The sequence below is a fragment of the Rathayibacter sp. AY1H2 genome, from assembly GCF_002931985.1.
In the GTDB taxonomy this organism is placed as follows: Bacteria; Actinomycetota; Actinomycetes; order Actinomycetales; family Microbacteriaceae; genus Rathayibacter.
This window is the reverse complement of record NZ_PSUV01000002.1, coordinates 243,070-255,242: the sequence shown is the minus strand read 5'-3', so window position 1 is coordinate 255,242 and position 12,173 is coordinate 243,070. Positions and strand designations below refer to the sequence as shown.

Genomic DNA, 12,173 nt, shown 5'->3' with positions numbered 1-12,173 from the left:
GCAGCCCGCGCAGCGGGCGTCTCGAGATCCCCCCTACGGAGTCAGCAGCGGCAGCAGCGCCAGCAGCAGCACCGCGGAGCCGTTCAGCGTCGCGTGCGAGACGATCGCCGCTCCGAGCCGCCCGGTGATCGTCGCGATCCAGCCGTGCGCGAGTCCCGCGGTGACCGTCGTCACGCCGAGCGTCACGATCGTCGCCGGGTTCACCATCTGGTGCCCGTGCAGCAGGGCGAAGACCGCCGTGGACGCCAGGATGCTGAACACCATCGCCCAGACGCGGCGGCCGCGGGTGGGCGGCGCCGACTCCGCGGAGCCCCGGAGCATCCGGTTCCGCACCGCGCGCATCACGACGCCGCGGCAGAGGACCTCCTCGACCAGCGGCGCGACGACGACGGGGATGAGGACCGAGCTCAGCACGAACCATAGCGGATCGGGGTCGATGTCGAGGTTCCCCTGCGCGTCCTGGAGGAGCGGAGCGAACGCGGCGAGCACGAACAGGATCACGACGCGCACCGCGATGCCGAGCCCGATCCCGATGGGCACGTCGATCCAGCGGAACCGCAGCCCGAAGTCGGCCGCCATCGTGCCCAGCCCGCGCAGCCGAGACGCCGCGAACGGGACGATCAGCGCGACGAGGTAGCTCGCGAGCGCCCCCGCGAAGGCGAGTCCGGCGGAGTAGGGGAGCACGCCGAACCCGAACAGCAGGATGAGCACGGCCAGCGGCAGGACGATCCCGACGATCGTGAGCACGGCGGTCGGCAGGCCCCAGCGGACCCGAGGATCGGGCAGGTAGAGGAGGGAGGAGTAGGGCGCGTGGACCGAGGGGAGGGGCTCGGCCGGCCACGACGTCGTCGCAGCGGAGTCGGGCGCGAGCGTCGCGGGATCGGGCGGCGGGAAGGCGTCGGGTTGCATGGCCGGGCCAGCCTACGCAGACCGCCTGGACGGGATCCGGGCTGCCGTCACTGCTCGGCGCGGTCCGGATCGGCAGGACGGGCGCACGTAGCGGATCGCGGCGGCGGGAACCTCCGGGTACGAAGAAACCCCCGCCATGTAGAAGCTAGGCGAGGGTTCCAGTGGCTCCGACGGGCGTCGATCCCGTGACCTCACGATTTTCAGTCGTGCGCTCTACCAACTGAGCTACAGAGCCGTTGCGACGTGATGTCGCTGGAGAGGTGATCTCCTGAAAAAGGCCCTTCCTCTCGGAAGGGCCTCTTTGCGACCCTGACGGGACTTGAACCCGCGACCTCCGCCGTGACAGGGCGGCACGCTAACCAACTGCGCTACAGGGCCTCGTTGCGAAGACAAGCATACTGCCTTCGAGGCTGTTCTATTTTCACGCCCCGACCCTCTCGAGCCGGCGCACTTTCCGGTGGTGCTGGTACTTCTGGTGGTGCTGGTAGTACCGACCCATCCGTGACCCCAACGGGATTCGAACCCGTGCTGCCGCCGTGAAAGGGCGGTGTCCTAGGCCACTAAACGATGGGGCCGGAGACTCGCGGGGCGACCCTGCGGCCGACCCCCCATGACTACCGACACGCAAGCATAGAGGGCCGCGGCGCAGGATGCAAAATCGACGGTTCCGCAGGCGACGTGCACCCCGTCCGGGGTTGACCCGGGTCTAGGAGATCGGGCAGGGCCGCGGTTAGGGTGGGGCGGAATCGCTCTTCCCCCCACCCGCGCGCCGGAGCCGCACCGCCGCGGAGGGAGGGCCCCCTATCCCCGAGGTCCCATGCCCCACTCCCTGCGCCGTCCGCGTTCCGCTCGCCTCCCCGGCGCGCCGCGACTCGGGCGACTCCGAGGTGCTGCCCTGGCCTCCGCCGTCGTCGCGCTCGTCGCCGGCCTGCTCGTCGCCACTCCCGCCCAGGCGGTCGAGTACCCGTCGTGGGCCGACGTCGAGGCGGCGAAGGGCGACACCGCCGCCGCGGCCGCTCAGGTCGACCGGATCACGTCCCTGATCGGCGACCTCCAGAGCGAGGTCGCCTCCGCTCAGCAGCTCGCGCAGCAGCGCGGCGACGAGCACTTCGCCGCTCAGCAGGCGTTCGACGAGGCCTCGGACCAGTCGAAGAAGCTCGAGGACCGGGCCGCCGCCAGCGCCGAGGAGGCCGACAAGGCCTCGCAGCAGGCGGGCCTGCTCGCCGCGCAGCTCTACCGCAGCACCGGCACCGACCTGTCCGTCAACATCTTCCTCGACCAGAAGGCCGGCCAGGCCGACCAGCTGCTGTCGAAGATCGGGAGCATGACCAAGCTGGTCGAGCGCTCCTCCGCGATCTACGAGCAGGCCAGCACCGCCCGCAACACCGCGTCCTCCCTCGCCGACCAGGCCGAGGTCGCGCAGACGGAGCGCGAGCGCCTCCGCGTCGCCGCCGAGCAGAAGCTGGCCGAGGCGACCGCCGCCCAGGAGGCGTCCGAGGCCGCGCTCGCCGAGCAGCAGGAGCAGAGCGTCGTGCTCGAGCAGCAGCTCGCCGCGCTCCGCGACACCGAGTCGAAGACCGTGGCCGAGTACGAGGCCGGCGTCGCCGCCCGCGAGGCCGAGCGCCTCCGGAAGCTCGCCGAGGAGGAGGCCGCCCGCCAGGCCGCCGCCCAGGCCGAGGCCGCGCGCCGCGAGGCCGCCCGGGCCGCGGCCGCGTCCAGCGGCGGCAGCGGCGGCGGTGGCGGCGGTGGCGGGTACGTCGCCCCCTCGGGCGGCGGCGGCTCCAGCGCCGTCAGCGACTCCGGCTGGGTCCGCCCTGCCGGAGGCCGCATCACAGGCACCTTCGGCCCGCGCGACAGCATCTCGACCGGCGGAGGATCCTCCGGCTCGTACCACCGCGGCACCGACCTCGCGGGCGGCTGCGGCATCCCGATCTTCGCGGCGCACAGCGGCACCGTCTCCTACGCGGGCCCCAACGGCACCTACGGCAACTGGGTTCTGATCGACCACGGCAGCGGCATCAGCACCGGCTACGCCCACATCATGTCCGGCGGGATCTACGTCCGCGTCGGCCAGCAGGTCCAGGCGGGCGAGCAGATCGCCGCCGTCGGCTCGACCGGCGCCTCCACCGGCTGCCACCTGCACTTCGAGACCCGCGTCAACGGCTCCGCCGTCGACGCCCAACCTTTCATGGCCCAACGAGGAGTCACCCTTGGCTGACGCACAGACGACCGCACGCACCTTCACCCCGGCACCCCGGGAGCGCGCCTGGAAGGGCCGCCTCCCGCTCGTCATCTCCGCCGCCTTCGCGGTCACGGCGGTCACAGCGTCCCTCGGCATCACCCCGGCCCTCGCCGACGACGCGAAGTACCCCTCGTGGGACGACGTGCAGAACGCCAAGAAGGACGAGGCGAGCAAGCAGGCCGAGATCGACTCGATCACCGGCCTCATCGCGAGCCTGCAGACCGCGGTCGACGAGAAGTCGATCACCGCGATGAAGAAGGCCGAGGCCTGGCGCCAGGCCAAGGAGGCGCTCGACGCCGCTGCGAAGGCCGTCGCCGACCTCGAGGAGAAGGCGACCACCGCCTCCGCCAAGGCCCAGACCTCGAAGATGCGCGCCGGCCTGCTGGCCGCGCACCTCTCTCGCGCCGCCGGCGGCGACCTCTCCGCCAGCCTCGTGGCCAAGGGCAAGGACGCGGGCGACCTGCTCTACCAGCTCGGCGCGATGTCGCAGCTCTCGGAGCAGTCGCAGAAGGTCTACGCCGACGCCCTCGCCGACAAGCAGAACGCGGAGTCGCTCGGCGATCAGGCCGACCGCGCCGTCACCGAGCACCAGGCGCTCTCGGACGAGGCCGACGCCGCGCGCAAGGACGCCGACGCCGCCGCCGAGTCGGCCCGCGCGTCGCTCTCGGCGCAGGAGGAGAAGTCGCAGGAGCTGGTCGCCCAGCTCGCTCTGCTGAAGGACTCCTCGGTCGAGGCCGAGACCCAGTACCTCGCGGGCGAGCAGAAGCGCCAGGCCGACGAGGCCGCCGCCCAGGCTCAGGCCGAGGCGGAGGCCGCCGCTCAGGCGCAGTCCACCGCCCGCTCCGCCCAGCAGCAGTCCTCGGCGCAGGCCGACACCGCCGCCCCGTCGCGTCAGACCGCGTCCCTCCCGCAGCCCGCCGCTCCGCAGCCCGCGCAGCAGCAGCCGGCTCCGGCTCCGGCTCCGGCCCAGCCCGCTGCTCAGCCGATCGCCGAGCCGGCGGCTCAGCCGCTCCCGCAGCCGGTCACCGCTCCGGTCCTGGTGCCGACCAGCGGCGCCGTCGAGAACGCGATCTCGTACGCGATGGCGCAGCTCGGCGAGGAGTACGTCCTCGGCGGCATGGGCCCGGACCAGTGGGACTGCTCGGGCCTCACCAAGGCCTCCTACGCGTCCTCGGGCATCTACATCGGCACCCACTCGGCGACGAACCAGTACAACACGATGGCCGGCGCCGGCAAGCTCGTCCCCTACAGCCAGCGCCAGCGCGGCGACCTGATCTTCTGGGGTGGCGGCGGGGACTACTACCACGTGGCCATCTACCTCGGGAACAACCAGATCATCGAGGCCGCCGACTACGGCAAGCCCGTGCGCATCTGGAACACCTGGGGCACGCCCGCCGGCATGGTCGGCCGCCCGGCCGCCTGAGCCGCGGCCGCACAGCACAACGAGAGAACCCCCTCCTGTCGAGACGACGGGAGGGGGTTCCTTCGTTGATGCGAGGGGTCAGTGACCCTCTTCGGCCAGCTTCTTGATGCCGTCCTGGACGATCTGCTCCGCCTCGGCGGCGTCGCCCCACGCGTCGACCTTGACCCATTTGCCGGGCTCGAGGTCCTTGTAGCGCTCGAAGAAGTGCTTGATCTCGTTCTTCGTCTGCTCCGGGACGTCGCCGATGTCCTGGATGTGCTGCCAGCGCGGGTCCTTCGCGGGGACCACGATCACCTTCGCGTCGGAGCCGGCCTCGTCGCTCATGTTGAGCACGCCGACCGGGCGGACGGAGACGCCCACGCCCGGGAAGACGGGGTACTCGAGCAGCACCAGCGCGTCGACGGGGTCGCCGTCGAGGCCGAGGGTGTTCTCGAAGTACCCGTAGTCCGTCGGGTAGACGAAGGAGGTGAAGAGCACGCGGTCGAGGTAGACGCGACCGGTCTCGTGGTCGACCTCGTACTTGTTGCGGCTCCCCTTGGGGATCTCGACGACGACGTCGTATGCGGCCATGCTCTCTCCTTGAGTCGGTGGCGCCGTGAGCGGCGCATCGGCGGACGGATCGGCCTCCGGAACGCTCGCGCGGGTGCGCGCGCGGGAGGGGCGGATCGCTGGCATTACGTTACTTGATGTGCCCGATCGCCCCCGCCTGACCCCCGCCGTCGCCGATCTGCGGCGGGCGGTGCGCGAGAGCCTCGACGGGCTCGACCCCGGAGCGCTGGTGCTGGTCGCGCTGAGCGGGGGAGCGGACTCGCTCGCGCTCGCGGCGGCGGTCGCCTTCGAGGCCCCGCGGGGCGGGAGGCGGGCCGGCGCGGTGATCGTCGATCACGGGCTGCAGGAGGCGTCGGCCGAGGTCGCGCGGCGGGCGGCGGAGCAGGCGCACGCGCTGGGGCTCGCGCCGGTGCTGCGCGAGGTGGTGACGGTGTCCGCCGAGGGCGGTCCGGAGGCGGCCGCCCGCAGCGCGCGCTACCCCGCCTTCGACGACGCGCTGACCGCGACGGGCGCCGCCGCGATCCTCCTGGGCCACACCCTCGACGACCAGGCCGAGACGGTGCTGCTGGGGCTCGCCCGCGGAGCCGGTGCGGCCTCGCTGCACGGGATGGCGCCGGTCAGCGGGCCGCTGAGGCGGCCGCTCCTGGGCCTGCGGCGCGAGACGACCCGCCTCGCCTGCTCCGACCAGGGGCTCGTGCCGTGGGACGACCCGCACAACGACGACCCCCGCTACTCGCGGGTCCGGGTGCGGAACCGCGTGCTGCCCGTGCTGGAGGACGAGCTGGGGCCGGGAGTGGCCCAGGCTCTGGCGCGCACGGCCGAGCAGCTGCGGGAGGACGGGGACGCGCTCGACGCGCTCGCCCTCGACTGGGCGCTCGAGCTGGTGGGCCAGGACGAGGCGGGGCACGTCACGGTCGACGCGCGCGGGCTCGCCGCGGACCCGCCGGCGCTGCGGCAGCGGATCATCCGCCTGGTCGTGGCGAACGAGTTCGGAGTCGCGCTCTCGCGCTCGCAGACGCTGGCGGTCGCCGCGCTGGTCACCGACTGGCACGGCCAGAAGGGCGTCGACCTCCCCGGCGTCCTCGCCACCCGCCGCGGCACCACCCTCGTCTTCGCACCCGCGGCCCCTCCCCGCGAGACGCCGCTCCGGCACGCGACTCGCCGACGGAGGTGTACGAGAGCGGAGTCTCGCGGAGGGGAGACGGGGGCCGGTCACCCGTAGAGTGGCCGGGTGGAAGCAGCCGACATCGCCGACGACATCACCGAGGTCCTCTACACCGAGGCCGAGATCCACGAGCGGATCCGCGACCTGGCCCGCGCCATCGAGCGCGACTACGCGGGCGAGAACCTGCTCATCGTCGGGGTGCTGCGCGGCGCCGTGATGGTGATGGCCGATCTGGCCCGCGAGCTCAAGCTCGACATCGTCATGGACTGGATGGCCGTCTCGTCCTACGGGAGCGGCACCAAGTCCTCCGGCGTCGTGCGGATCCTGAAGGACCTCGACTCCGACATCACGAACCGCAAGGTGCTGATCGTCGAGGACATCATCGACTCCGGCCTCACGCTCTCGTGGCTGCAGGGCAACCTCCGCAGCCGCGGCGCCGAGTCCGTCGAGATCTGCGCGCTCTTCCGCAAGCCCGCGGCCGCCAAGGTCGAGGTCGACGTGGCCTACGTCGGCTTCGACATCCCGAACGAGTTCGTGATCGGCTACGGGCTCGACTACGCCGAGCGCTACCGCAACCTCCGCGATGTCGCCGTCCTCGCCCCGCACGTCTACGAGTAGCCCCGCGGACACCGCGCAGGAGAGCCTCGAGCGGCTCTTCGCGGTGCCCCTGCTGGGCTACCACATGAGCTACCCGACCTCGCTGCGGGCCGACCTCGAGTTCAACTACTGGTGGCTCGCGCACGCGATCGACGCGGCCGTCGACGCCTTCGAGCGCACGGGCGACGAGGCGCACCTGGAGCGGGCCCGGCGGATCCACCGCGCGATCCGCCTCCGCAACGGCGGGCGCCTGGTCAACGGCTACTTCGACGACATGATGTGGCTCGGTGGCGCGCTCGCCCGCCTCGGGGAGGCCTCGGGCGACCCGCGTTTCCTCGAACGGGCCGACCGCCTGTGGCGCTTCGCCGTCGCGAAGGGCTGGAACCTCCGCCACGGGGCGAGCCTCGCCTGGCGCCGCCGGCAGCTGGACTACAAGAACGCGCCCGCGAACGGCCCGTTCGCGATCCTCGGCGCGCGCCTGGAGCGGCTGCGGCCCGACGGCCGGGAGGAGCTCTCGCGCGCCGCCCTCGACTGGATGCACGTGCGCCTCCGCGACGACGACACCGGCTTCGTCGCAGACGGCATCGGCCGCGAGGGAGGCTCCGCGCGCGACGACTGGGCCTTCAGCTACAACCACGCCGTCTACATCGGCGCGGCGCTCGCCCTGCACCGCCTGCGGCCCGACCCCCGCCTGGTCGCCCACGCCTCCCGCACGGCCGAGGACCTGCTGGACCGGCTCGCCCCCGACGGCGTCTTCGTCGACCAGGGATCGGGGGACGGCGCCCTGTTCGGGGGCATCGCCTACCGGCACCTCGTCGACCTCGCCACGACGGCCGGAGTCGCGCCCGCGGTGGCGGCTCGCGTCCGCGGCTTCGTCGCCGGCAGCGTCGCCGCACTGCAGAGCTCGAGTGTCCGCCGCGGGGTGCTGCTGGCCGGGCCCCGCTGGGACGCGCCTCCGTCGCTGCCCGCCACGCTCTCGGCCGAGATCGGCGCCGTGCTCGCCCTGGAGGCGTCCGCGCGACTGGACCGGTCGCCGGTGCCGTCAGACTGACGGGGTGAAGGCACCCGAGAAGCGCACCGTCGCCGTCGTGATCAACCCGAGCAAGTTCGACGACGTCGGCGCCGCGGAGGACCTGGTCGCGACGATCGCGCGCCGCCACGGCTGGAACGAGCCGCTCTGGTTCGAGACCAGCCCGGGCGACTCCGGTGCCGCCGCGGCCCGCGCCGCACTCGAGGCGGGCCCGGACCTGGTCTGCTCGATGGGAGGCGACGGCACCGTCCGCGCCGTCGCCACGGTGCTGCGGGGGACCGGCGTCCCCTACGGCCTGCTGCCCAGCGGCACGGGCAACCTCCTCGCGCGGAACCTCGGGATCCCGCTCGGCTCGCTGCCCGAGGCGGTCGAGATCGCCCTGCTCGGGCAGGACCGCGCGATCGACGTGGGCACGGCCGCGTTCGACGACGGCGAGGAGCGGGTGTTCATGGTGATGGGCGGGGTGGGCCTGGACGCCGAGATCATGGACAAGACGGACGAGGAGCTGAAGAAGCGGGTGGGCTGGGGCGCCTACTTCGCGGCGGGGGCGCCGGCGATGTTCAAGGCCGGATTCGAGGTGACCCTCACGATCGACGGCGCTGAGGAGCCTCCGCAGCGCTGCTTCATGGTGCTGGCCTGCAACTGCAGCTCCGTGGTCGCGAACATCGAGCTGGCCGCCGGAGCCGTGCTCGACGACGGCGACCTGGAGCTGGTGCTGCTGCGTCGGCGCTTCGGCCTCGCGCTGGACGTGGCGACCGGCAACCGCAACGGGCTCGCCTCCCTCCGCCAGTGGCCCGGTCGCGAGTTCTCGTTCGAGCTCGACCAGCCGGTGCTCGCCGAGCTGGACGGCGATCCGGTCGGCCGCACCCGCTCCGGGCGCTTCGGCGTGGATCCGGGCGCCCTGCTCGTGCGCCTGCCGGTGCCGACGCCGCGGAGCCCGGGACTGACTCCGCACGATTCGGTGATCGTCGACACGTCCGCCATCGCGACGCTGCTCCCGGAGCCGCCCTCCTCCTGACGCTTGCGCGCTCTTCTTTACGGTTGTAAGTTATATGACGGACGTAAAGAAGGCGCTTCTCGCGCCGGGAAGTAGGACCCCGTGACCGATCCGCGGCTCACCCGCTCGCGCGAGCTCCTGCTCACCGCGATCACGAGTGCCCTCGACCGCCCGGGCGACGACCAGCCCTCCATCACGGAGCTCTGCGGCGCCGCGGGCGTCAGCCGCCCCACTTTCTACCAGCACTTCGGCGATGTGCCGTCCCTGATCGAGGCCGCCGCGGTGGAGCGGATGCACGCGCTGTTCGGCGACGTCGCTCCCGGCACCGCCCCCGCCGACTGGGAGGGCGCGGTCCCCCGCATCGTCCGCGGGCTCCTCGAGGGCCTGCTCGTGCACGCCGACTTCTACCGCCGCGTGCTGAGCGGAGGCACGGCCCGCGCCGTGCAGGAGTCGGTCGTCGCGTTCCTCGCGCAGCGGCTCCTCGCCTTCTCGCCCCTCGCCGAGCGCGGATCGGGCGGCGGCGACCACGCCCGCGTCGAGCGCTTCGCCGTCCTCCTTGCCGCCGGCACCACCTGGCTTGTCGTCGGCTGGCTCCTCGACGGCGACGCCCGCCGTCCCGCGGCCTCGGCCTCCGCCGACATCGCCGAGCTCCTCGTCACCGGAGTCGCCTCGCCGCGGCTCGCCGCCCTGCACTCCACGAAGTAGAAGGACCATGACCACCTCCCCGCTCCGCCGCGCCCTGCGCGCCGTGAACCCGCGCCTCGTCGTCGTCTTCGCCGCGATCGCGCTCATCCCGCTGATCTACGCGGGACTGCTGACCTCGGCCAACCTCGATCCCACGCACCACCTCGACACGGTGCCCGCCGCGATCGTCAACGAGGACACCGGCGCGACCGCCTCGGACGGCTCCGCGCTCGCCCTCGGCGACGACCTGACCGAGCAGCTCACCACCGACACCTCCGGCTCGGACTTCGCCTGGACGGCGACCGGTGCCGACGAGGCGTCCCGCGAGCTCGCCTCCGGCGACGTCCTCGCCGTCCTGACGGTGCCGGCCGGCTTCTCGGCCGACGTCGCCTCCGTCGGCGGCGATGACCCCGCCGCGGCCGTGCAGGCGAAGCTGTCGATCGAGACGAACGACGCGGCCAACCTGATCGTCGGCAACATCGCCTCCACCATCGGCACCACCGTGACGAAGACGCTGGAGGAGAAGGTCGGCGCGACCTACCTCGAGAACGTCTACCTCGGCTTCACCGATGTGCACTCGAGCCTCGAGCAGGCGGCCGACGGCGCCGCTCAGCTGGCGGACGGCGCCGGGACCGCCGCGTCCGGCTCCTCCGAGCTGGTCGTCGGGCTAGCGCAGCTGCAGGACGGCACCGCGCAAATGGCGACCGGCGCCGACTCCCTCCGCTCGGGCGCGGGGAGCGCGGCCTCCGGAGCGTCCGACCTCTCGTCGGGACTCCAGCGGATCGCGAGCGGGACCGGGCAGCTGCCCGACCAGGCGGCGGCGCTCGACACGGGAGCCCGCACGGTCGCCGACGGCGCCCAGCAGCTCGACGGCGGAGCGGCGTCGCTCGCCTCGGGCGCCACCGACCTCGCCGCGGGGACGTCGACCCTGAAGGACGGCGCGTCCTCGGCGGCGTCCGGCGCCGAGGCGCTGGCCACCGGGTCCGCCTCCCTCTCCGACGGAGCGGGGAAGGCCCTCGCAGGAGCCCAGCAGCTCGCGACCGGCGCGGGAGCGCTCGCGACCGCCACTCCGCAACTCGCCACCGGGGCGACCGGCGTCGACTCCGGCCTCGCCTCCCTGCTCTCGCGGTACGACTCGCTGTCCGACGCCCAGCGCGTGGCCGAGCTGACCGCCCTCGAGCAGGGTGCGGCCGCTCTCGCGGGCGGAGCCGCCTCGGCGGACGCGGGCGCGCAGACGCTCGCCTCCGGTGCGACCGCGCTCGTCGGCGACGACGGCAGCGGACTGACGGCGCTCGCCGCCGGTGCCGCCACGGTCTCGGGCGGAGCCGCCGACCTCGCGACCGGCACCGCCGCTCTGTCCACCGGGGCGACCTCCGCCGCCGACGGCGCCCAGAAGCTGCAGACCGGTGCGCAGGCCCTCGCCCAGGGAGCTGCGACCCTCGACGGCGGAGCCGCGCAGGTCGCCGGCGGAGTGGACACCCTCTCCGGCGCGGTCGGCCCGCTCACCAGCGGAATCGCCTCCGCGGCCGCCGGCGCCTCCGACCTCGCCTCCGGGACGGCCGCCCTCGCGACGGGCGCCTCGGACCTCGCGGACGGCGCCGAGACCGCCGCGACCGGCTCGGCCGACGCGGCCACCGGTTCGCAGGACCTCGCCGACGGGATCGACTCGCTCGCCTCCGGATCGCGCACCCTCGACACGAAGCTCTCGGACGGCGCGGACGACGTGCCCACCTACACCGGCGAGCAGGCTCAGGAGCTCAGCGCCGTCGCGGCCGCCCCGGTCGGGATCGACGCCGAGCGGATGAACCGCGTGCCGTCCTACGGCTACGGCCTCGCCCCCTACTTCATGGCGCTCGCGCTCTGGGTCGGCGCGCTCGCCTTCTACCTGATGAGCGCCCCGCTCAGCTCCCGCCTCCTCGCCGCGCGCCGGCCCGCCTGGGTCATCGCGCTGCGCAGCTACCTGCCCGGCGCGCTGATGGCGGTCGCCCAGGGCGTCCTGGCCGCGCTCGTCATCCGCTTCGGAGTGGGCGTCGAGGCGTCGAACCTGCCCGGGCTGATCGGGATCGCCGTGCTCACGAGCCTCACCTTCGTGGCGATCAACCAGGCGCTGATCGCGCTGCTGGACGCCCCGGGCCGGTTCCTGGCGCTGCTGATGATCGTGCTGCAGCTGTCCTCGGCTGGAGGCACCTACCCGGTCGAGACCGCGCCTGCCTTCTTCCAGGCGATCCACGGCGTGCTGCCGCTGACCTGGACGGTGGAGGCGTTCCGCTCGCTGATCGCCGGCGGCAGCATCGGAGTCGCGCACGCGGTCCTGGTGCTCGTGCTCTGGCTGGTCGGGGCGCTCGCCGTGACCGTGCTGGCCGCCGCCCGCCGCCGCCGCGGCCTCGTGCCCGTCCTCCGCGACCCGGAGCCCCTCCTCGAGTCGGCCTGACGCGGGCCGGGCGGGCCCGTCCGTCCGTCCGCGCCTGCTGCCCCTCGTCGCGGCACGCCCCGCCCGGACACCTTCGCCCCCCCGAGACCGCAGTAGTTGTCGCTGTCGAGCTCGAGTGCGACAACTCCTGCGCTCTCGCGGCGCGC

Annotated in this window: 10 protein-coding genes and 3 tRNA genes; 8 read left to right on the top strand and 5 right to left on the bottom strand. The window is 73.4% G+C overall.

The annotated features are described in order from the left end of the window. Nucleotides 1-33: 33 nt before the first annotated feature. The 4 genes from C5C29_RS03440 to C5C29_RS03425 all read right to left on the bottom strand — a co-directional run bounded on the left by C5C29_RS03440 (nucleotide 34) and on the right by C5C29_RS03425 (nucleotide 1,484). Complete coding sequence (locus C5C29_RS03440; RefSeq protein WP_104224403.1) at nucleotides 34-909, bottom strand: CPBP family intramembrane glutamic endopeptidase; 876 nt, start codon at nucleotides 907-909, stop codon at nucleotides 34-36. 162 nt (nucleotides 910-1,071) lie between these two features. Next, nucleotides 1,072-1,144 (bottom strand) — tRNA-Phe (locus tag C5C29_RS03435). Nucleotides 1,145-1,213: 69 nt separating this feature from the next. Further along, a tRNA-Asp gene (locus C5C29_RS03430) sits at nucleotides 1,214-1,287 on the bottom strand. 124 nt (nucleotides 1,288-1,411) lie between these two features. Continuing rightward, nucleotides 1,412-1,484: transfer RNA gene (locus tag C5C29_RS03425), tRNA-Glu, on the bottom strand. A gap of 242 nt (nucleotides 1,485-1,726) precedes the next feature. On the opposite strand from C5C29_RS03425, the gene C5C29_RS03420 reads away from it, so the two are divergent. Further along, a complete protein-coding gene (locus C5C29_RS03420) occupies nucleotides 1,727-3,127 on the top strand; it encodes a peptidoglycan DD-metalloendopeptidase family protein (RefSeq protein ID WP_104224404.1) in 1,401 nt (466 codons plus the stop codon). Then, on the top strand, nucleotides 3,120-4,574 hold the full coding sequence (locus tag C5C29_RS03415) for a C40 family peptidase (protein ID WP_104224405.1): 1,455 nt from the start codon (nucleotides 3,120-3,122) through the stop codon (nucleotides 4,572-4,574). The genes C5C29_RS03420 and C5C29_RS03415 overlap by 8 nt, the downstream gene beginning before the upstream one ends. Nucleotides 4,575-4,652: 78 nt before the next feature. Here the strand turns inward: C5C29_RS03415 and ppa are convergent, their stop codons facing one another. Then, entirely contained in the window at nucleotides 4,653-5,144 is a 492-nt protein-coding gene (gene ppa, locus C5C29_RS03410) for an inorganic diphosphatase (protein ID WP_068255683.1), read from the bottom strand. Nucleotides 5,145-5,262: 118 nt separating this feature from the next. On the opposite strand from ppa, the gene tilS reads away from it, so the two are divergent. From tilS to C5C29_RS03380, 6 genes are all read left to right on the top strand, one after another. Then, nucleotides 5,263-6,345 (top strand): tRNA lysidine(34) synthetase TilS, encoded by a 1,083-nt coding sequence (tilS, locus tag C5C29_RS03405; protein WP_104307947.1) that lies wholly within the window; start codon nucleotides 5,263-5,265, stop codon nucleotides 6,343-6,345. Between the two features lie 9 nt (nucleotides 6,346-6,354). After that, the gene (gene hpt, locus C5C29_RS03400; protein ID WP_104224109.1) at nucleotides 6,355-6,906 is read left to right on the top strand and encodes a hypoxanthine phosphoribosyltransferase; all 552 of its coding nucleotides are present in this window, start codon (nucleotides 6,355-6,357) and stop codon (nucleotides 6,904-6,906) included. After that, nucleotides 6,872-7,936 carry a glycoside hydrolase family 76 protein gene (locus tag C5C29_RS03395; RefSeq protein WP_104224108.1) on the top strand — a complete coding sequence of 355 codons (1,065 nt, stop codon included), beginning with the start codon at nucleotides 6,872-6,874 and terminating at the stop codon, nucleotides 7,934-7,936. Before hpt ends, C5C29_RS03395 begins: the two co-directional genes overlap by 35 nt. 4 nt (nucleotides 7,937-7,940) lie before the next feature. Next, nucleotides 7,941-8,933 carry a diacylglycerol kinase family protein gene (locus C5C29_RS03390; RefSeq protein ID WP_104234307.1) on the top strand — a complete coding sequence of 331 codons (993 nt, stop codon included), beginning with the start codon at nucleotides 7,941-7,943 and terminating at the stop codon, nucleotides 8,931-8,933. 81 nt (nucleotides 8,934-9,014) lie between these two features. Next, the gene (locus C5C29_RS03385) at nucleotides 9,015-9,617 is read left to right on the top strand and encodes a TetR/AcrR family transcriptional regulator (protein WP_104224106.1); all 603 of its coding nucleotides are present in this window, start codon (nucleotides 9,015-9,017) and stop codon (nucleotides 9,615-9,617) included. Nucleotides 9,618-9,624: 7 nt separating this feature from the next. After that, on the top strand, nucleotides 9,625-12,027 hold the full coding sequence (locus C5C29_RS03380) for a YhgE/Pip domain-containing protein (protein WP_104224105.1): 2,403 nt from the start codon (nucleotides 9,625-9,627) through the stop codon (nucleotides 12,025-12,027). The last annotated feature ends 146 nt before the right edge of the window (nucleotides 12,028-12,173 follow it).

Bases quoted from the DNA above. Each gene is read 5' to 3' on its own strand.
- C5C29_RS03380 (WP_104224105.1), top strand. From the start codon at position 9,625: ATGACCACCTCCCCGCTCCGCCGCGCCCTGCGCGCCGTGAACCCGCGC.
- C5C29_RS03395 (WP_104224108.1), top strand. From the start codon at position 6,872: ATGTCGCCGTCCTCGCCCCGCACGTCTACGAGTAGCCCCGCGGACACC.
- C5C29_RS03440 (WP_104224403.1), bottom strand. From the start codon at position 909: ATGCAACCCGACGCCTTCCCGCCGCCCGATCCCGCGACGCTCGCGCCC.
- C5C29_RS03420 (WP_104224404.1), top strand. From the start codon at position 1,727: ATGCCCCACTCCCTGCGCCGTCCGCGTTCCGCTCGCCTCCCCGGCGCG.
- ppa (WP_068255683.1), bottom strand. From the start codon at position 5,144: ATGGCCGCATACGACGTCGTCGTCGAGATCCCCAAGGGGAGCCGCAAC.